Source organism: Gemmata obscuriglobus, from assembly GCF_008065095.1.
Taxonomy (GTDB): domain Bacteria; phylum Planctomycetota; class Planctomycetia; order Gemmatales; family Gemmataceae; genus Gemmata; species Gemmata obscuriglobus.
Window position 1 is genome coordinate 1,160,627 of record NZ_CP042911.1, and the last position, 17,523, is coordinate 1,178,149.

At 66.3% G+C, this 17,523-nt stretch carries 15 protein-coding genes; 6 read left to right on the forward strand and 9 right to left on the reverse strand.

What is annotated here, in order from left to right; translation table 11 throughout:
* Window positions 1–20: 20 nt before the first annotated feature.
* Complete coding sequence (locus GobsT_RS04690) at window positions 21–989, reverse strand: DUF1559 family PulG-like putative transporter (protein ID WP_109571275.1); 969 nt, start codon at window positions 987–989, stop codon at window positions 21–23.
* A 152-nt stretch (window positions 990–1,141) separates the two neighbouring features.
* A complete protein-coding gene (locus tag GobsT_RS04695; protein ID WP_010053167.1) occupies window positions 1,142–2,056 on the reverse strand; it encodes a DUF1559 domain-containing protein in 915 nt (304 codons plus the stop codon).
* Window positions 2,057–2,558: 502 nt separating this feature from the next.
* Here GobsT_RS04695 and GobsT_RS04700 point away from each other — a divergent pair.
* From GobsT_RS04700 to GobsT_RS04710, 3 genes are all read left to right on the forward strand, one after another.
* Window positions 2,559–3,245: a DUF4058 family protein gene (locus GobsT_RS04700; protein WP_010053725.1), complete on the forward strand. Its 687-nt coding sequence runs from the start codon at window positions 2,559–2,561 to the stop codon at window positions 3,243–3,245.
* 402 nt (window positions 3,246–3,647) lie between these two features.
* Window positions 3,648–4,643 carry an IS701 family transposase gene (locus tag GobsT_RS04705; protein WP_010036248.1) on the forward strand — a complete coding sequence of 332 codons (996 nt, stop codon included), beginning with the start codon at window positions 3,648–3,650 and terminating at the stop codon, window positions 4,641–4,643.
* Window positions 4,644–5,312: 669 nt separating this feature from the next.
* Window positions 5,313–5,612 carry a hypothetical protein gene (locus GobsT_RS04710; protein WP_010054680.1) on the forward strand — a complete coding sequence of 100 codons (300 nt, stop codon included), beginning with the start codon at window positions 5,313–5,315 and terminating at the stop codon, window positions 5,610–5,612.
* Window positions 5,613–5,836: 224 nt separating this feature from the next.
* Here the strand turns inward: GobsT_RS04710 and GobsT_RS04715 are convergent, their stop codons facing one another.
* The 3 genes from GobsT_RS04715 to GobsT_RS04725 form a co-directional block, all read right to left on the reverse strand.
* On the reverse strand, window positions 5,837–6,889 hold the full coding sequence (locus GobsT_RS04715; RefSeq protein ID WP_033199770.1) for an LLM class flavin-dependent oxidoreductase: 1,053 nt from the start codon (window positions 6,887–6,889) through the stop codon (window positions 5,837–5,839).
* A 211-nt stretch (window positions 6,890–7,100) separates the two neighbouring features.
* Window positions 7,101–7,913 carry a DUF3037 domain-containing protein gene (locus GobsT_RS04720; RefSeq protein ID WP_029601242.1) on the reverse strand — a complete coding sequence of 271 codons (813 nt, stop codon included), beginning with the start codon at window positions 7,911–7,913 and terminating at the stop codon, window positions 7,101–7,103.
* An 11-nt stretch (window positions 7,914–7,924) separates the two neighbouring features.
* Window positions 7,925–8,176: a hypothetical protein gene (locus GobsT_RS04725; protein WP_010048777.1), complete on the reverse strand. Its 252-nt coding sequence runs from the start codon at window positions 8,174–8,176 to the stop codon at window positions 7,925–7,927.
* A gap of 370 nt (window positions 8,177–8,546) precedes the next feature.
* Between GobsT_RS04725 and GobsT_RS04730 the strand changes: the two genes are divergently transcribed.
* Entirely contained in the window at window positions 8,547–9,284 is a 738-nt protein-coding gene (locus GobsT_RS04730; protein WP_010048781.1) for a TIGR04255 family protein, read from the forward strand.
* Window positions 9,285–9,722: 438 nt separating this feature from the next.
* The gene (locus GobsT_RS04735; RefSeq protein ID WP_162683556.1) at window positions 9,723–10,139 is read left to right on the forward strand and encodes a hypothetical protein; all 417 of its coding nucleotides are present in this window, start codon (window positions 9,723–9,725) and stop codon (window positions 10,137–10,139) included.
* Window positions 10,140–10,164: 25 nt separating this feature from the next.
* Here the strand turns inward: GobsT_RS04735 and GobsT_RS40380 are convergent, their stop codons facing one another.
* The 3 genes from GobsT_RS40380 to fusA form a co-directional block, all read right to left on the reverse strand.
* A complete protein-coding gene (locus GobsT_RS40380; protein ID WP_010048785.1) occupies window positions 10,165–10,290 on the reverse strand; it encodes a hypothetical protein in 126 nt (41 codons plus the stop codon).
* Window positions 10,291–10,666: 376 nt separating this feature from the next.
* Complete coding sequence (locus GobsT_RS04745; protein WP_010048787.1) at window positions 10,667–11,677, reverse strand: DUF1559 family PulG-like putative transporter; 1,011 nt, start codon at window positions 11,675–11,677, stop codon at window positions 10,667–10,669.
* A gap of 1,148 nt (window positions 11,678–12,825) precedes the next feature.
* Window positions 12,826–14,985, reverse strand: coding sequence for an elongation factor G (gene fusA, locus GobsT_RS04750; protein ID WP_109571274.1), 2,160 nt, complete (start codon window positions 14,983–14,985; stop codon window positions 12,826–12,828).
* A gap of 989 nt (window positions 14,986–15,974) precedes the next feature.
* On the opposite strand from fusA, the gene GobsT_RS04755 reads away from it, so the two are divergent.
* A complete protein-coding gene (locus GobsT_RS04755) occupies window positions 15,975–16,463 on the forward strand; it encodes a chemotaxis protein CheW (protein ID WP_010046007.1) in 489 nt (162 codons plus the stop codon).
* A gap of 48 nt (window positions 16,464–16,511) precedes the next feature.
* On the opposite strand, the gene GobsT_RS04760 is transcribed toward GobsT_RS04755, so the two are convergent.
* Complete coding sequence (locus tag GobsT_RS04760; protein WP_157506913.1) at window positions 16,512–17,489, reverse strand: transporter; 978 nt, start codon at window positions 17,487–17,489, stop codon at window positions 16,512–16,514.
* Between the last annotated feature and the right edge of the window lie 34 nt (window positions 17,490–17,523).

The following is a 17,523-nucleotide window of genomic DNA, read 5'->3' on the forward strand; positions in this document are numbered from 1 at the left end:
GGCGGGTGGCGCCGGCGGCGTTAGAAGTCGTTGGGGCTGACCGCGTGGCCGTCGTCGCGGAGCGTCAGGTACGCGAACGTGAGCGGGTCCAGCTTCGGGCCGACGAACTTCACCGCCCCGTCGCACATCAGGACGTTCGCGCCGCCGGCGTGGAACCCGTAGACCCCGAACCAGTTGTTGCAGTTGACGGCGCAGTCGGTGGCGTCGCCCCGGCCCGGGCTCTCGCCGGTCGCGGCGTCGGCCGGGCCGAACGCGATCGAGCCCCACCCGGCCCACGCGCCGCGGGCGTTCGGGCTCATCCCGAACTGCCCGTCGCTGTCCCGCTTCTTGCCGTTACGCCACACGGCCGGGCGGCCCGCCTGCTCGATCAGCAGCAGCGTGGTGGAGGTGCCGTCGGTGATCTTCGCGAGCGGGGTCACGTCGTTGTCGCCCATCGGCTGGCGCTGGTTGCCGTTCATCTGGCCGGCGTCGTTGAAGTTCAGCGCGTACCCGCCGCGGGGCAGCAGCACGCCGTTGGAGGCGATGTAGTCGCTGACGGCGGCCGCCACGGTGAACACCGTGTCCTTGTCCGGGTTGGCGGCCTTGGTGGACGCCTGCGACTCGATCCGCACCGCCCGCTCGGCCGGCGCGGCCGGGCACAGGAACGGCTTCACCCGGGTCTCGACGGCCGCCTTGTTGGCCGGGTCGAAGAAGTCGAGCTTGGGGTTGTACTTCTTCGCGGTCGCCTCTTCGCCGAGGTGCGGGAGGATGGCGGCGCCCCACCCGCTGTACGGCTCGCCGTTGTTGAACCCGCCGCGGCGCGGGGGCAGGCCCCCTTGCGCCTTTTCGAACTCCAGGCACGCCTGCCCGAGCTTGCGGAGGTTCTCGGTACACTGCGCCCGGGCCGCGTCGGCGCGGGCCGCCTGCACGCGCGGCAGCACCAGCCCGGCCGCGGCCAAGCACAGCACCGCGGAGACCGCGAACTCGGTGCGACTCAGCCCGTATCGCATGACTCGTTCCCTGCGAGGAAATCCAGTAGTTTCAGGTTCCAGGTTCCAAGTTCCAAGTCGGAACCCCGCTCGTCACAAGCGCCGGCGATTCGTGTCGCTTGTGACTCCACTTGGAACTTGGAACCTGGAACCTGAAACTACTGGATTCGGTATCAGATGTCTTCCGACAGGATCTCGCCGCCGTTGCACGTGACGACGGCGAACAGCGTGTTGGGGTTCATGCCCACGCGCATGAACCGCACGCTGCCGTCGCAGAACACGGCCGGCGCGCCGCCGCTGTGGAAGGCGTACACGCCCTGGCTGTTGTTGCAGTTAATGGTACACGAGCCGCCGTCTCCGTCCGCGGTGATCCCGTCGGACCCGAACTGCTGGAGCCGGGTCACCTGGTAGGCGGCCCACGGCCCCCACTGGTTGTAGGCGGACTGCGCGGTGTTGCTGGCCTGTTTCACCCCGAGGATGTAGAAGTCCGGCCGCCCGGCCTGCTCCGTCACCAGGAGCGTGTTCGAGGTGCCGTCGGTGATGTCGGTGAACTTGCGGTTCGCGTTGTCGCTCATCGCGGTGCAGGTGTTGTTGCCGCTCAGATTCGGGTTGCCGTACAGCGTGGACTGGAAGCTGTTCGGGCCGAAGTAGTCCCCGGCGGCGCCGGTCGCGGACACGCCGGAGAACGTGACCGTCACCGTGCGCGGGCTGTTCGGGACCGACGGGCAGGTGAAGATCTTCAGCGGCACGATGATGTTGGCCGCGTTCTCGGGCGCGAAGAACTCTTTATCGAGCCGGTAGTTCCCGCCGAGCGCGGCCTGTTCGACGTAGGGGAGGATCGCCGGCCCCCACCCGCGGCGCTGGCCCGTGGTGGTGTTCCGCCGCGGCGGGAGCCCGCCGTTCGCGGACTCGTAGTTGTGCATCGCCAGACCGATCTGCTTGAGGTTGTTCTGGCAGCTCATGCGCGCGGCGGCCTCGCGCACCTTTTGAACGGCGGGCAGTAGCAACCCGATCAGGATGGCGATGATGGCGATCACCACCAGCAGTTCGATCAGTGTGAACCCGCGGTGCGTGTGTCGAGCGGTCATAACCCTTTAGTTCTCACGAGTTCCGCAGTGGGGCGCGGTAAGCCGTTGTCGTCGGGAGGCGGGGCCGACTCGGGCCGTTTGCGCCGGTCGTTGCGAACGCTGTGCCGAAGGGCACCGGGCCACAAAAGCACCGGCAAAAGGCGTGAATCGTGCCCGGAGCCGTCACCGCCGGCGGCGCGCGCTGGCCATTCCATTTCCGCGCGCGATCACCACGTGCCCAGCCCCGAACCGGAAGCACCTCTGGCACCTGAGACACGAACCGGCTGTTGCTGCCCGTTTTGGTTTTTGTCTTTGTGGCACAGACATTCCTGTCTGTGCGGCCTTATCGCGCCGCACAGACAGGAATGTCTGTGCCACAAGAAACAGACACAACCAGCCGGACCGTGAATGAGCGAGCGACGAAGCCGTCTCGGCCCGCACGCGGGGCGAACGAGCCCGCTGGTCGCTCGGTCTCGTAGCCCGCGGGCGGTACAATGACAGGCGCCTTCTAACCGGGAACCTTATGCCGCTGCACGACTGGACCGATCGCCCCGGGTGGGAGGGGTTGCACATCTTCTGGATGACCGAACTCGCCCGCGCGCTCCGGGCCGCCTTGCCGCCGGGGTATCGGGCGATCATCGGCTCCAGCCCCCTGGTGGCCATCGGGGCCGCGGCGATCAAGCCCGGCGTGGCGGTCATTCAGCCGAACGGGACCGCACCATCTGCGCCCGAAGCTCCCGCGCCGGAGCCGGACATGGAAGTGGCGGTGGCGACGCTCGAAGAGGACACCTCAGTTCAGGTCGAACACGACGGCCGGCTGGTGGCGGTCGTGGAACTGGTGTCGCCGCGGAACAAGGACCGCCCCGGTTCCCGCGACCAGTACGCGGCCCGGTACTTGAGCTACTTGCGGGCGGGCGTTCACACGCTGCTCGTCGACGTTCACCGCCGCCCGCTCGGGTTCTCGTTCCCGCAACTGATCGCAGCCGGTTTGGGGTCGGAGTTGCCGGGGCCGGAAGCGCCGTCGGCGGTGAGCTACCGGGTGGGAGGTCCGGCCGCGACCGGCGGGCGGATGCTGGCGGTGTGGCACCACGCGCTGGCGATCGGCGCCCCGCTCCCACCCATTCCGCTCGCCCTGACCACCGAGCGGGCAATCACGCTCGATCTGGAAGGCACCTACACGCGCGCCGCGGCGGACAGCTACGTCACGTGACGCGGCCCCGCTCAACACGAAAGCGGGACACGCGGCCCCGCACTTCTGAAAACCGCTTTTGACAGGATCGACAGGATGAAGACAGATCGGCTTTAAATCCTGTTCATCCTGTTGATCCTGTCAAATAATTCTTGGCCTTTCCATCCCACGTTCGTGCCCCACCCCCGGGCGATGGATGTTGTTTTATTGACGAGCCGCGACCGCCAGGGAGCGGTGCCACGTATCCCGCTCCCTGGCGGTCGCGGCTCGTCAAGCAAAGCGACACGACCACCGGGCACGTGTATGAGAACGGGTGGATCGTCGCGGCCCGTGCGGGGCGCACGCTTCTAAAACAGTTAGGACTTACGCAGTTGCGCTGGCGCAGGATTTGCGCATGGTGTGTTGTTGGTCTATGATCGGGCCATGAACGCACCACGTGCGAGCGCCGAGGACTACATCCAATTCCTGATCGCCACCCCCAAGGTGGCGTCGGCCGCGGAAGCCGCGCGAGCCCAACCGGACCATCCGACGGCGCCCGCGCATGATGCGTTCACCCGACTGCTGCACCGGCTGGAACCGGACCCAGCGGCGTTGTGGGACGAAGCCCGGTCGTCGGTCCGCCCGGGCGGTGCCGTGGTGCTCGACGACTCGGTGCTGGACAAGCCGTTCGCCCGGCACATGGGGCTGGTGCGCCGGTGCTGGTCCGGGCGGCACCGCCGGGTGGTGAGCGGGATCGGGCTGGTGACCCTGCTGTGGACCGACGGGGCCGCCCTGGTACCGTGTGATTACCGGCTCGCCGACCCGGCCCGAGCCGAGACCAAGAACGACCACTTCCGAGCCATGCTGGCGGTCGCCAAGGGACGGGACCTGTCGCCCCGGGTGGTACTGTTCGACACCTGGTACTCGGGCAAGGACAACCGGAAGGCGGTGCGGGCCCTGGGGTGGCACTTCCTGACCCGGGTGCGGAGCAACCGGCGGGTGAACCCGGATCGCACGGGCAATCGGGCCATCGAGGGGTGCCCGATCGGGGCCGCCGGTACGGTGGTGCACCTGGAGGGGTTCGGATTGGTGAAGGCGTTCCGGATCGCCACCGGTGATGGGGGCACGGAGCATTGGATCACCAACGACCTCGACATGGACGAGGCCACTCGTGCGGTTCTGGCCGGGCACGCGTGGGGCATCGAGGAGTATCACCGGGGCCTCAAGCAGCATTGCCACGTGGACCGGTGCCAGGTGCGCATGAGCCGGGCCCAAGCGGTCCACATCGGGCTCGCGATCCGCGCGTTCCTGCGGCTCGAGTGGCACCGGCTCAAGTCCGGCGTCAGTTGGTTCGCGGCCAAGACGGCCATCGTGCGCGAAGCGGTGCGAACCTACCTCGCCGCACCTACATACCTACTTACCCAAAAGTCAACTACGTAAGTCCTAACAGTTTTTGACAGGATCGACAGGATAAACAGGATGAAGACAGACCGATTTTAAATCCTGTTCATATGTTCATCATGTCTTGCCTCCTCACGCACCGCCCGCCACAGAATTCGCGCCGGCGTGTCCGCTCGCCTCTCGGACCCTCGTTTCACACGGGGAAGCGTCTCGCACCGGCATGGTGCCGAGCCCAGCCACGCACGTACCGGGTGGGTGTCGCTATCCTCGACGAGCCGCGCCCCGTGCGGTCGCGCCAACCGTGATGGCACGAAAAGCGGCTCCGGGCTACCATCGCAACCCGCTGCCACCCGGGGTGAGCGCGAACCTACCGGTCGGGGCTCGTCTCCGGCTATACCGGAGGTCCCGTTCCGTCCGCGAGCGAGAGCATTTTTGGAACGGGGCGTCTCGCCAAACAGATGCCAGTAGTTCCAGGTTCGCGCAATCTTGGCGACCGGCTGGGCAACCCGAGTACGCCGAGGCTACACCCGCCTGCTGACGCAGGCGGTTCGACCGTGGCTTGTCGAACCGCCTGCGTCAGCAGGCGGGTGGCGCACGCATGTGACCAACGGGAAGCTGCCGAATCACAATTTCGTGTCAGGGCTTTTTAATTTGCGGCGAGACGGGCGGACGGATAAAGATCGGACGTGAGCGAACGGAGCGCAAATCATGAAGGTTATTCCCCTGCTCGTTGTGTTCGCGGCCGGCGCGGTGATCGGCTGGGGCGCCCGCACGAACGACCCGAAGCTCGACGGCACCGGTCCGAAAGAGATGCTCGTTCAGCACCCCGACCCGGACCGCGTCGGGCTCAGCATGTGGACGCAGGTGCGGTTGTGCCGGGTCGGCGACACCGACCTCGAAGCGATCCCCTCGTCCACCACGCCGAAGGAGTACTGGGTGATCACGCTCGGCGGCGTCCGCTACTGCGGCGTCGGGCACGAAACGAAGCGCCTGGTCAACGTCCCGTGATCCGCCCGGCCCGGCCGGCGCGCACATCTTCGTGCCCGCGGAGCGCAGGCGGTTCCAGTTTGTTGGTGGTGCGCCACCCGCCTGCTGACGCAGGCGGTTCGACAAGCCACGGTCGAACCGCCTGCGTCAGCAGGCGGGTGTAGCCTCGGTGAGTCGCCGATTCGAAACGACCGGATGCGATTTCTTGGCGCGGCGCGAGGCGCACGCGGGTGCCGAAATGAGGGCTACACGCTCGACGCGACCGGCGCGGCGGCCGGCGGCGCGGCGGTCGTTCGATGTGCGTCCGCGCGGAGCGCCGCGGCCAGTTCGAACGACCGCACCCGGGCGGCGTGGTCGTACACCTGGGCGGTCAGGATGAGTTCGTCCGCCCCGGTCGATTCGGTAATCACGTCCAGCGCGCGGCGCACGGCGGCCGGCGCGCCGACCGCCGAGCACACCGTCATCCGGTCCACGTGGGCGCGTTCGATCGGGTTCCACCGGCCGTCCATCGATTCGACCGGCGGCGGGAGCAACCCGGGCGCGCCCCGGATCAGGTTCAGAAACGCCTGCTGGACCGACGTGAACAGCTTCCGCGCCTCGGCGTCCGTGGCCGCCACCACCACGTTCACCCCCACCATCGCATATGGCTCGGCGAGCGCGGCCGACGGCTCGAACTCGCGGCGGTACAGCGCCAGCGCTTCGTGCAGGTAGTCCGGCGCGAAGTGCGACGCGAACGCGAACGGCAGCCCGAGCCGGGCCGCCAAGCGCGCGGAGAAGTCGCTCGACCCGAGCAGCCACACCGGCACGTCCAGCCCCTCGCCGGGGACCGCGTGGACCCCGTTCCCGGGGCCGCCGGGGCGGAAGTACCCGCGCAGCTCCTCCAGGTCCTGTGTGAAGTTGTCCGCGGGGCCGAAGTGGCGGCGCAGCGCCCGGGCGGTGCGGTGGTCCCCGCCGGGGGCGCGGCCGATGCCCAGATCGACGCGGCCGGGGAACAGCGCCGCGAGCGTGCCGAACTGCTCCGCGATGACGAGCGGCGGGTGGTTCGGCAGCATCACCCCGCCGGACCCGACCCGGATGCGCGCCGTGGCGGCGGCGACCTGCCCGATGACGACGGCGGTGGCGGCGCTGGCGACCCCGGGCAGCCCGTGGTGCTCGGCCAGCCAGTACCGGCGGTAGCCGAGCCGGTCCGCGTGCCGCGCGAGGTCGATGGTGTTGCGGAGCGACTCGCCGGCGGTGCCGCCCGCGCGCACCGGGGACAGGTCGAGAACGGAGAACGGGACCTGGGGCAGCGGTTTCATCGGGTGCCTCGCGAGCCGGGCGCCGGGCCGCACGCCGTACCAGAGATACCCGCGAACGGCCGCCATATTACGCGCCGGTGCCGCACGTGTTCAGTCGTTCCAGGTTCCCGGTTCCAAGTTGGGAACCGGCTCGGCAAAGGCTACGGGCATTCGTGTGCTTTGAGCTTCACGTGCGACGTGGAGCGTGCAACGTGAAACGAGTGGTGTCGGGTTAGTGTGCGGTCTTCGCGACCTCTTCGGCGAACTGCTCGGCCTCGGCGTAGGGCACGAACCGGACGTGGAACGCCTCGAGTGTCTCGCGGAACCGCTTCTCGATGTCCGGTTCCGCGCCGCTGTCGGCGGACATCACCACCAGCCGCCCCGGGTGGTCGTCGATCGGCTTTTGGTGGATCAACTGGCCGTTAAACCCGAGTTTCGGGAGCCGGTCCTCGGCCCTGTTTCGGTCCGCGAGCGATTCCGCCCGGACGTAATTGGTGACGCCGTTCTGGTACGCCAACGACACCTCGAACGGGCGCCGCACGCCCGGCACCTTCAGCGGCTTCGGGCGCCACACCTTCCGCTCGGCTTCCAGCCGGCCGAACACCTCGGCCACGCGCGACGGGAGGGAAACGTGTTGGGGCGCGACGCGCTCTTTGATATCGGGGTCGCCGACCAGTTCGGCGTACAGCTCGTCGAACTCGGCCCGCGGGTCGGTGACGACGGCGAGCTTCGGCGGGGTCAGTCGCACCGTGTCGGCGCGGGTGGCTACGAAGTGCTCAAACTGCCCTTCGGTTTCCAACTCGGAGCGGGCGAGTTCGAGCCGGTGCTTCAGCGCCTCGACGTTGAGTTCCACCCGGCGGAGTTGCGTTTTGGACGGCTTGAAGAACTGGCGCACCCGTTCGAGTGTGGGCGACGTGCGCACGAGGACGCGCGCGGCGGGCGGGGCCGACGGGACGAACAGCACGACGCCGGCGTTCGCGCCCTCGGCCCGGCCGCTGTCGGGGACGTACTGGATGATGCTGTAGAGCGTGCGAATGCGGTTCATGGGTGCCGTGGTCACGGGTTGGGAGTCGCCGCGACAGGGGAATCCGTGCGCCCGTCGAGAGGCCAGCCGTTGTGAATTCTAGTTGCCACGAACGCCGCCCGGCGAACGATCTGCTCGACCAGTGCGGCGCGGCCCGCGTCGGGCACGCCCCACGCGGGCGGTATCCGGTCCACGATACCCGCGACCGTTCCGCGGCGCAACGAGCTGAGGAACCCTTCGCACCACTCCCGCTCCTGGTACTCCAGCCCGTGGATCGAGACCAAGTGCCGTTGCGCCAGCGGAATACGCGGCCCGGTGAGGCTTTAGTGTGCGGGGCGGGCTGTCTGTGTGGAAGTGGTAGGGAGGGGAGTTACAGCGGGGCACAACTCGCAATGTACCTCGTGCCATCAGCCGATATGCTGGGCGTGACTGTCGAGAGCGGCTATCTGCCGAAATACACTCCCGCTCCCCGGGTTCGCGCTTACGCCCGGTTACCTTGGAGTGGTGCCAACGGATTCCAAGTGCGGACGTCCGCACCGTGCCCAATTCGCGTTGTCTGACCGCAGGCGCGTCGGTATCTGGTGGCTATTCCGCTCAGACGGTGCGATTATTAAGGGGTGGAGGTCGGCAGTTGCAGTGCGAGGACACAGAGCCATGAACGCGAGCGGGCAATATTCGAGGGCGCCGCTCATTGAGGCTGTACTCGACATCCAGGTGAGCTTGGCGCCAGACTTTCCGCTTGACAAGCTCCAGAATTGCCAAAAGCGAGTGAAGGCGGAATACCCTGGGCGTAAAGAAACCCGGCTTCACCACGGCCATTTCGAGTTCGCCAATCAGAAGTCGCTGACCAGCACGTCAACGCACCCGCTTGGGTACCAGTTCGTGTCCGCGGACAAGAAGCAGGTTTTCCAGGCCAAACTCGACGGTTTCGCGTTCAACCGCCTGCGTCCCTATAATGGCTGGGATGAGTTCTTCGCTGAGGCTCGGCGCCTGTGGGAAGAGTACCGGCGCGTAACGAAGCCGAGTCGGTACAACCGCGTGTCGTTGCGGTACATCAACCGCTTCGACTTCCCGCACGCGAACGTTAAGCTCGAAACGTATTTTAAGACGTTGCCGACGATTGCACCCGAGTTGCCGCAAGACTTGGGCGCCTACTTTTTTCAGGCAATTATTCCGCTTGAAGAAAATGGAACAACCGTTGCGATCACGCAGACAGCGGTCGAGCCTCCGGCCCAAGGGCAGGTCTCTGTCATCTTCGACCTCGATCTGTTTTGCACAGAAGGCATCGTGGGCGAGAATGACATTTGGCCAATTTTCGGTAAGCTTCAGAAGTGGAAGAATAAGGTTTTCGAGGCCTGTATTACCGAGGAAACGCGGAAGCTCATAAGCTAATGGCCACTCTTTCCTCTACCCACCGGCCGCACTTGATGAGCCTTCCGGGCGCTCAGAATGATGCCGCCGAACGGGCTTCGCAAGCGTCGTACCGTCGCTGGCGAACGGGACCGGTGAGCTTGGACGGCATGTTCCCGAGCAGCGAGCCTGCTGTGGTTGAGTTTACACCGAAGCCAATTGCTCACACGCCGGGCTTAATTGGCAGCTTACGAACATCCGTCGCAATGACGGTCGCAAGTCTAGCAATCGGTATTGGGCAATTCGTAGTCGGAGAGAACGCGCTCGCGGTGGGTTTTTTACTTCTGGCGGTAGTCGGAGTGATGACGACATCTTTTCTTCGCGGCGTTAGTAAGAGAAGATCAGCCTAAGCCCGTCCACGGCGTTATGATGTCGCCCAACTCTTCGTTCAGGCTATTGCTGGTCGTTCTCACAGTGTGCGTGGCCGTTGCAGCCGCTGTGAGCCTTCTGCCACCCGAGCAATTGGCATTTTTCGAGAGCATACCTGCAAAACGCTGGCTGACCGGTTTCTTGGCAATCAATCTAGCTGCCGCGGCATCAATCGTTTACTTTTATCTCGTTTTGCCTTCGCCACCCCGGTTCGCTTCCACAATGGCATTCCTGGGGATCGGAGTAATATCCGCCATGATTGCCGGGACCGCTCTGCGCCCGGACGAGTTCACGTTCGCTTTCAATCACGAGCGTGGCTTTCCTGAGCTAAAGGTGAAATTCGGTGGGCTGAACGGATGGAGCGTGCTCCTCGGCTTTGGATTGTTGCTCTTTATTTTCTTTATCGTTCGATTTTATCCTGAGGAATACTACCGGCACTACAGGAAGTCATCCGTCACGGATAAGTAAAAGCGAATGAAAGAATAAGTTTCTCTTACCCCCGCGGGGACCGACCCACGCCGTTCACCACCACCGCCGTTGCGAGCACCTGGAACAAGTTGCTCTTCTCGTCCACGATCGGGCCGCAGTTGCTCACCTCACACACGGCAACCTCGCTCACCCCTGCGAGTCGCTACCGGTTGAGCGGGATCGTCACGAGCCGGGGGGAACCCGGTGAGGTTCGCGGCCCGGTGTGCTTCTCGCCGTGGCTCCTCCCGTCCCCGAGCAGCATCACCGCGACCGGGTAGCCCCGCCCGTCCGCCCGTGTCCGCCGGCGGGTAGCGCGCCCATCACCGGCCCTCTTGCGTTGGAAGCGGCGTCAGTCGCACCGGGCTGCGTGCGGTGCCATCAGGTGAGTAGGGGGACGGTCCGCGCGGACACTGCGACCGCCCCCCCCCCCCCCCCCGCGGGCGATCCGGGCGCGTCCCGCGGGCACAGCGGTAACGGCCTTTTGCGGGCCGTTCGGGGGGCGGCACATTCGGGCCGCCGCCGCGGAGTCACCAAGTCGCGTCCGCGAAGTCGCCGCGGTCCGGGGTCATTGCGAACCACCACGCCGCAGCGGACACCCCTTCCGAGACGAACCGGACGCTCCCGTCCGCCAGCCCCCCGTGGATGCCGCCCGGGTGCTCTGCGCTGGCGTTCGTCATGCACACCGAAAGCTGTTTCGGCCAGCCGGAGCCGTTGACGGGGCGGATGTTCGTTTCGCAGTACGACTGGGTCGGCCGCACAACGAACTTGGCGGTCGAGTAGTCGACCGGCGTCTGCTGCTCGTTCACCGCCCCCGCGTCGTAGCCGAAGTGGCTCACGTCGACCATGTTGGCGAAGATCATATTTCCCGCCAGCGAGGCCAGGTACGGGCGCTGGTACAGCTCCCCCGGTATCGCCCGTGCGAGCTTTTCCGACGTGATGAGCGTGTTCGAGGTGCCGTCGGGAATCCCCGCCGGGTACCGGCGGTACGAGATCGACTTGGGGTTGTACAGCCAGGGCTCGTTGCCCGGGGCGCTGGCGACCAGGAAATTCGTGGCGTAGCTGCCGAACGTGTGCAGCCCCTCAACGCCCCCGCTCGGGACGGTCGAGTCGACCGGGCAGGTGTACGCCGGGAACGGTTTGTTCGCCATCCCGGACCGCCCCGGGATCGACGGGTAACCGACGGTCCCGGGTTGCGCCCACGCGCACCGCGACACGATGTTGTAGTAAATCGGCCTGCACAAGTGCTCGTCGTGGACGTTCTGCCCCTCCACGTACGGGAGCAGGTGAAAGAAGACGCTGCCGTGATCCCCGGGAACAGTCGGGTACCAGTGGTTGATCGGGATCTTCCCGTCGTTCGTGTCACAGCAGTTAATGAACGCCAGACCGATCTGCTTGAGGTTGTTCCGGCACTTCATTGCCGCGGCGGCCCCGCGGACTTTTTGGACGGCCGGTAGCAGCAGCCCAATCAGGACGGCGATGATAGCGATCACCACCAACAGTTCGATGAGCGTAAAACCGGGGCGACGCGGCGAAACCATCGGCACTTGACTCCCGAAAAGCCGGACCACTGTTCATGACGTAATATCGTCCCGTAAAGGTAACCGTCTTGTCGATCGGACGCAATGCGCTTCACGACTTCGCGCGGCGCGGCTCTGCTACCTGGCAAGCCCGTCGGTCACGCACCTTCAGCTCCCGATCGCGGTCGCTCTCCCTGAGCCCTCCGGATCTGCCACCCGCGTCGCGCCCTCCCTGGTACACGTGCCCGGTGGTCGTGCCGCTTTGTTGACGAGCCGTGAACGCCCGGACGCGGGGCACGAACGCGCGATGGAAAGGCCAAACAGTTTTGACAGGATGAACAGGATGAACAGGATTTGAAATCGCTCTGTCTTCATCCTGTCTATCCTGTCGATCCTGTCAAAAACGGCCTTCCGAAACGTCCGCCTCACCGACACTCTTCAACCGGACGTGACATCAACCGGATCGCGTGCGGTGCCATCAGGTGAGTAGGGGGACGGTCCGCGCGGGCACCGCGACCGAACTCCCTCCGGCGATCCGGGCGCGTCTCGCTCATGTCGGCTGTAACGGGGGTTACAGGGCACCAGAAGCTGGCGATGGGGCCACGACTGGACATCCGCGGGGCCTCGGACTGCCGATTCGCTACCCGCTCGCTGGGGAGCCGCTACCAGCGAATCGTGCCCGCAAAACCCGGAGAACGCCCCCGGTGAACGCGGAACGGCTCACGGGTTCGACGGGCGGATGTGTCGCAACGTGTTATCGGAGTGCTGGTTGCGGCCGAAACGTGTTGGGGTGTGGGTTTCCGCTGTCGGACGAGAACCAGGGCCGACAGCCCCACACGGGCCGGGAAAACTTCCGGAAGCGGCGTTTGAGGGGAATGCGATCGGGATGTGCGGGGTGTGCCGGGCTTACGACTGGAAGTCACACAGTGTGCGCAGCGGCTCTGATGGACCTGATGAACGAGGCCAGCTTCACCATGAATGTGCGAAACACAAACTGCCAGCGAGCGACCCGCCCGCAGAGGAATGAACGCGGGCCGGAGTCGAGGGTTCGCGTGCGGGAGGTGAAGCAGACCAACCGGGACGGGGGGTGCGGCATGACGGAACGGGGACGAAAAAAGCCGCCGCCCGTGCGGGCGGCGGCTCGTGTCGGGCACGGTGTGCTCAACGGGTTACTTCTTGGCGTCGGGCTTCGGGATGTCGGCCAGTTCGACCGGCACCGCGGCGTAGTGGCTGAACTCCATCGAGAAGCTCGCCTGGCCCTTGGTCGCCGAGCGGAGGTCGTTGGTGTACCCGAACAGGTTCGCCAGCGGCACCTTCGCCACCACCTGGGCGACGCCGCCGTCCTCACTCGTCTCCTCGATCACGCCGCGCTTCGAGCTGATGTTGCCGGAGATCTGGCCCTGGTAGTCCTTCGGGGACACCACCACGACCTTCATGATCGGCTCGCGCAGCTCGATGCCGCCCCGCTCCTGGGCCTCGCGGAAGGCTTCCAGGGCGCACAGGTAGAACGCGTCCTGCGAGGAGTCCACGTCGTGCATCTTCCCGAAGTGCAGGTCGAACTCCAGGTCCACGAACGGGAACGGGTACTTGTACCCCTTCTTCGCGCCTTCCCGGAGCCCCTCCTCCACGCTCGGGATGTACTGCTTGTCGATGGCCCCTTGCGTGATGCTGTTCTTGAAGTACACGCTGTTCGGGTCCGGCTTGACCTTCGGGTCGCCCAGCTCCTCGATCTCCTTGACCTTCTCCTCGATCTGCTCGGGGGTGAGCGGGCTGTACTTCACCGAGATCACGGCGAACTTACCGCGACCGCCCGTTTGCTTCTGGAACTTGTACTCGAAGTCCACCTGCCGGGCGAGGCACTGGCGGTACGCCACCCGCGGCTTGCCCAGCGTGATGAGCTTGGTGTCCTCCTGGGGCACGCCCACCGCGCGCTTCAGCTTCTCGATGGAGATTTCCAGGTGCAGCTCGCCCATCCCGCTGATGATGGTGTCCTTGGTCTCCTCGTCCGTGTGCGTCTTCAAAGTGGGGTCGTCCCGCACGAGGCGGTTCAGCGCCTCGCCCACCTTGCCGCTGTCCAGCGTCTTGCTGAACGAGAGCGCCTGCGACACCACCGGCTTCGGGAACTGGATGGCTTCCAGGGCGATCGGCTGGTCCGGGTCGCACAGGGTGTTACCCGTGTACGTCTCGGACAGGCCCATCGCGGCGACGATGTCGCCCGGGTTGGCCTTCTCCAGCGCGACCCGCTTGTCGCCCATCATGCGGTAGAACCGCGCGATGCGCTCCTTGCGGCCGTTGGTGGTGTTCGTGTACGTCTCGCCGGGCTTCATCTCGCCCGAGTACACGCGGATGTACACGAGGTCGCCGTTCACCTCGGCGACCGTCTTGAACGCCAGCGCGCTCATCGGCTCGGCGGCGTCCGGCTTCCGCTTGAGCGCCTCCTTGGTCTTCGGGTGCAGCCCGTCCACCGGCGGCCGGTCGAGCGGCGACGGCAGGCAGTCCACCACGAGGTCCAGCAGGTGCTGCACGCCGTGGAACATCTTCGAGCTGCCGCAGTGGACCGGCGTGAAGATGTTCTCCAGCGTCCCCTTGCGGAGCGCGGCCCGGATCATCGGGATCGGGACTTCCTTCTCTTCGAGGATCAGCTCGGTGATCTCGTCGGACGCGGCGGACACGCCGTCGAGCATCTGCACCCGGCGCTTCTTGGCCTCCTCGAGGTACTTCTCGGGCACGTCGGTGGTGAAGAACTTCCGGTGCGTCTTGTCGTTCAGGTCGCGGGTGATGAGCTTCATCTCGATCAGGTCGATGATGCCCTCCAGCGCGCTGTCCTGGCCGGCCGGGATGGTGACCACCACCGGGTTGGCGCGGAGCTTGGTCTTCATCTGCTCGACGCAGCCCCAGAAGTTGGCGCCCATGCGGTCCAACTTGTTGACGTACGCGAGCCGCGGGACCTTGTACTTGGTCGCCTGGCGCCACACCGTCTCCGACTGCACCTCGACGCCGCCCTTGGCGCAGAACACGCCGACGGCGCCGTCGAGCACGCGCAGCGACCGCTCCACCTCGGCCGTGAAGTCCACGTGGCCGGGGGTGTCGATGATGTTGATGGCGATCGGCTCGTTCTTGCGGTCGGCCCAGTCGATGGACACGGCCGCCGAGTTGATCGTGATCCCCTTCTGGCGCTCGAGCGGGTCGAAGTCGGTGGTGGTGTCCCCGTCGTCGACGTCGCCGACCTTGTGCTTGGTGCCGCTGTAGTACAGGATCCGCTCCGTAGTGGTGGTTTTACCAGCGTCCACGTGAGCCATGATCCCGATGTTGCGTACTTTGTCGAGCATCGTCGTGCGGCCGGGGTGTTTGTCCGGCTCCTTCCAAAAGGGTGCGAACCGCTCGGAGTGAGGGGTTCAAGCGAACCGCGCGGCCGGTCGCCGCGTAGCCCCGCTCCGAGGTTAGACGCGGTCGACCGGGAACGGGTTCAGCGATTGTCGCCGTTTCCGGTGCCCGGGGGGCGTGACCGGCGCGTCGCGCCGAGAGCAATATTGTATCGTATCGCAGAACAAACGCGCGTCCAGTCCGGCCCTTATGAAGGGTGGGTGAAACCTCCGGACTACCTCGTCCGGTGCCGCCGCGCTGGTACTTCGGGCGGCGGTGCACTACCGCGGCGGCTGGGGCGCGCGGCCCTTCTGGAGTCCCGCACGCCACGGCTCGCAAATGGGGCCGTGGTCCCGGCCGGTCGGTCGGGCGCCCGCGGCCCGGAGGGTCAGGGCCGGCGCGGGGGGCGCGGCCGGGGCGATCCATTCGCTGCGACCGTTCACACGCCGGCGCGTGGGGCGTCGTGGCCCGCGGTGCCACGCGGGCACACCGCGGCTGCGCCGTGCGGTTCACACTCACAATCCAGTCGAAACATCTCCGGCGCCATGCACCCCGACCCGGCCGACCGATTCAACCCGTTTGCGCTGTTGGAATTGGAACGCGGCGCGGCGCGAACCCGTTGCCCCGCCTCAGCCCCTCAGCCGCTTCGGGCTCGAGGGCCGGAGTGCGACCGGATTAACGATCGTGAGCAAATTTGCCAGAGTCGCACACGAAAATACGGATGCGTCAGCGCGACCCGGGCGAACGGATTCACGATCCGGCCTGTGATCGTCCCGAAAGCGGCCACTCCATGCATATCTAATAGACCATATCAACTACCACATGCGAGCCCATTTTATCTCGTGCCGGAGCGGGCAACTTTCATTTGTTAGCGCCGATGCTTGGTGTTAGCGGCGTTGACAGTGCGCCCGTTCTTTTTCATCGCGGGCGCGGACTTTTACCTCCACAGTGAAGAATGCACACCAACGAGACTGACGGCCCGCCGTCTCTCCCGTCCGGCAGCGGCCAGTTCCTGACGTTCCGGCTGCGGGACGAGGAGTACGGGGTGGACCTGCTGCGGGTGCAGGAGATCAAGGGGTACTCGAAGGTGACGGCGCTCCCGAACACCCCGCCCGAGGTGCGCGGGGTGCTGAACATGCGCGGGGCGGTGATCCCGATCGTGGACCTGCGGGCCCGGTTCGGGCTGGCCCTGACCGAGTACACCCCGTTCACCGTGATCATCGTGGTGACCGTGGGCGACAAGACCGTCGGGCTGCTGGTGGACGCGGTCAGTGACGTGCTCAACGTGGGGGCGGACGAGACGGTGCCGCCCCCGGACCTGGGCGCCCACGCGGACGCCGCGCTGCTCACCGGGATCGCCCGGGACGGGCACCGGCTCGTGTCCCTCATCAACATCGACCGGCTGGTGGGGGTCACCACCGCCGAGCCCGCGCTGCCGGCCTGACCGTGCCGCCCGGCGGGGCGCGGAAGGGGGCCGCCGCCGGGCGCCGCGTCAAAACGTTTGGACGAACTGAAAGACGGCCCGCCGGTCGAACGGCCGGGAGGGCGTCACCGGGAGTTCGTAGCCGAACAGGAAGAAGAACCCGCGGCCGATGTGGGACCGGATGCCCGGCGTCAGCGTCACGAGCGTCCGGCCCGAGTCGTCCAACCGGGTCCGCGTGATCGCAGAGAGGAAGTACGTGAACGAGCCGAACGGAACCGCCTCCTTTGGCGTGATCGTCTGCCCGACGGCCAGGTTGGTGAACAGCACCTCGTCGGGCGCGGCGCTCCGGCCGAGTTCGATGTCGATGCCCGCACCGCCGCGGACCGACCACCCGCCGCCGACCGCCGTCCAGAACGCGAACAGCGGGGCGATTCGGGTCTGGTTCTCGCCGTTCCGGTCGTCGCCGATCGGGACGCGGATCGACGCCCCGGCGGAGAGCGACAGGTTCTTCGTCTCGTGGATCATCACCCGGGGGGTGACGACCAGGTCGGCCAGCCCGGACCCGGTGCGCCGCACGGCCGGCGAATCGACGAGGCCCAGCCCGTCGATCCCGATGAACAGGCGCCGGCTGAGGGGGGTGACGAACTGGAACGTGCCGAACTGGCTGCCGTCCTCGTTGCGCCCGTACGTTCGCCCGTACAGAACGTTGGCCGAGCGCGGGAAGAAGCCGTCGAGGGTGTTCAACCAGCCGTCGCGCGGGGCACCACCGGTTCCCACCGGGTGCGGGATCCACGGCTCGCGCCACCCCTCGGTCAAGAACGTGTGGTGCGTGAGCGGCGCCCACTCCCGCGTGTCCCCGGGCATACCGACGATCGACCACCGCGCCACGTCGCGAAGGCGGAGCGGGGACGACGGTTCGCCGACGGCTTCGAGCGCTTCAACGGCTTGTGGGGCGCTCATGTCGGGGGCGCTCATGTCGTTGGACTGAGCGAACAGCGCCGGCGACAGGCAAGAGAGGGGAAATGTGGCGGCCAGAGTTAGGAGCATGTGAAACGAGCCCGATCCGATCCGTCGTGGACAC

Coding starts and splice junctions, on each gene's coding strand:
- fusA (WP_109571274.1), bottom strand. CDS start 14,985: ATGCTCGACAAAGTACGCAACATCGGGATCATGGCTCACGTGGACGCT.
- GobsT_RS04705 (WP_010036248.1), top strand. CDS start 3,648: ATGAACGCACCACGTGCGAGCGCCGAGGACTACATCCAATTCCTGATC.
- GobsT_RS04690 (WP_109571275.1), bottom strand. CDS start 989: ATGCGATACGGGCTGAGTCGCACCGAGTTCGCGGTCTCCGCGGTGCTG.
- GobsT_RS04700 (WP_010053725.1), top strand. CDS start 2,559: ATGCCGCTGCACGACTGGACCGATCGCCCCGGGTGGGAGGGGTTGCAC.
- GobsT_RS04710 (WP_010054680.1), top strand. CDS start 5,313: ATGAAGGTTATTCCCCTGCTCGTTGTGTTCGCGGCCGGCGCGGTGATC.
- GobsT_RS04730 (WP_010048781.1), top strand. CDS start 8,547: ATGAACGCGAGCGGGCAATATTCGAGGGCGCCGCTCATTGAGGCTGTA.
- GobsT_RS04745 (WP_010048787.1), bottom strand. CDS start 11,677: ATGGTTTCGCCGCGTCGCCCCGGTTTTACGCTCATCGAACTGTTGGTG.
- GobsT_RS04720 (WP_029601242.1), bottom strand. CDS start 7,913: ATGAACCGCATTCGCACGCTCTACAGCATCATCCAGTACGTCCCCGAC.
- GobsT_RS04715 (WP_033199770.1), bottom strand. CDS start 6,889: ATGAAACCGCTGCCCCAGGTCCCGTTCTCCGTTCTCGACCTGTCCCCG.
- GobsT_RS04755 (WP_010046007.1), top strand. CDS start 15,975: ATGCACACCAACGAGACTGACGGCCCGCCGTCTCTCCCGTCCGGCAGC.
- GobsT_RS04760 (WP_157506913.1), bottom strand. CDS start 17,489: ATGCTCCTAACTCTGGCCGCCACATTTCCCCTCTCTTGCCTGTCGCCG.
- GobsT_RS04695 (WP_010053167.1), bottom strand. CDS start 2,056: ATGACCGCTCGACACACGCACCGCGGGTTCACACTGATCGAACTGCTG.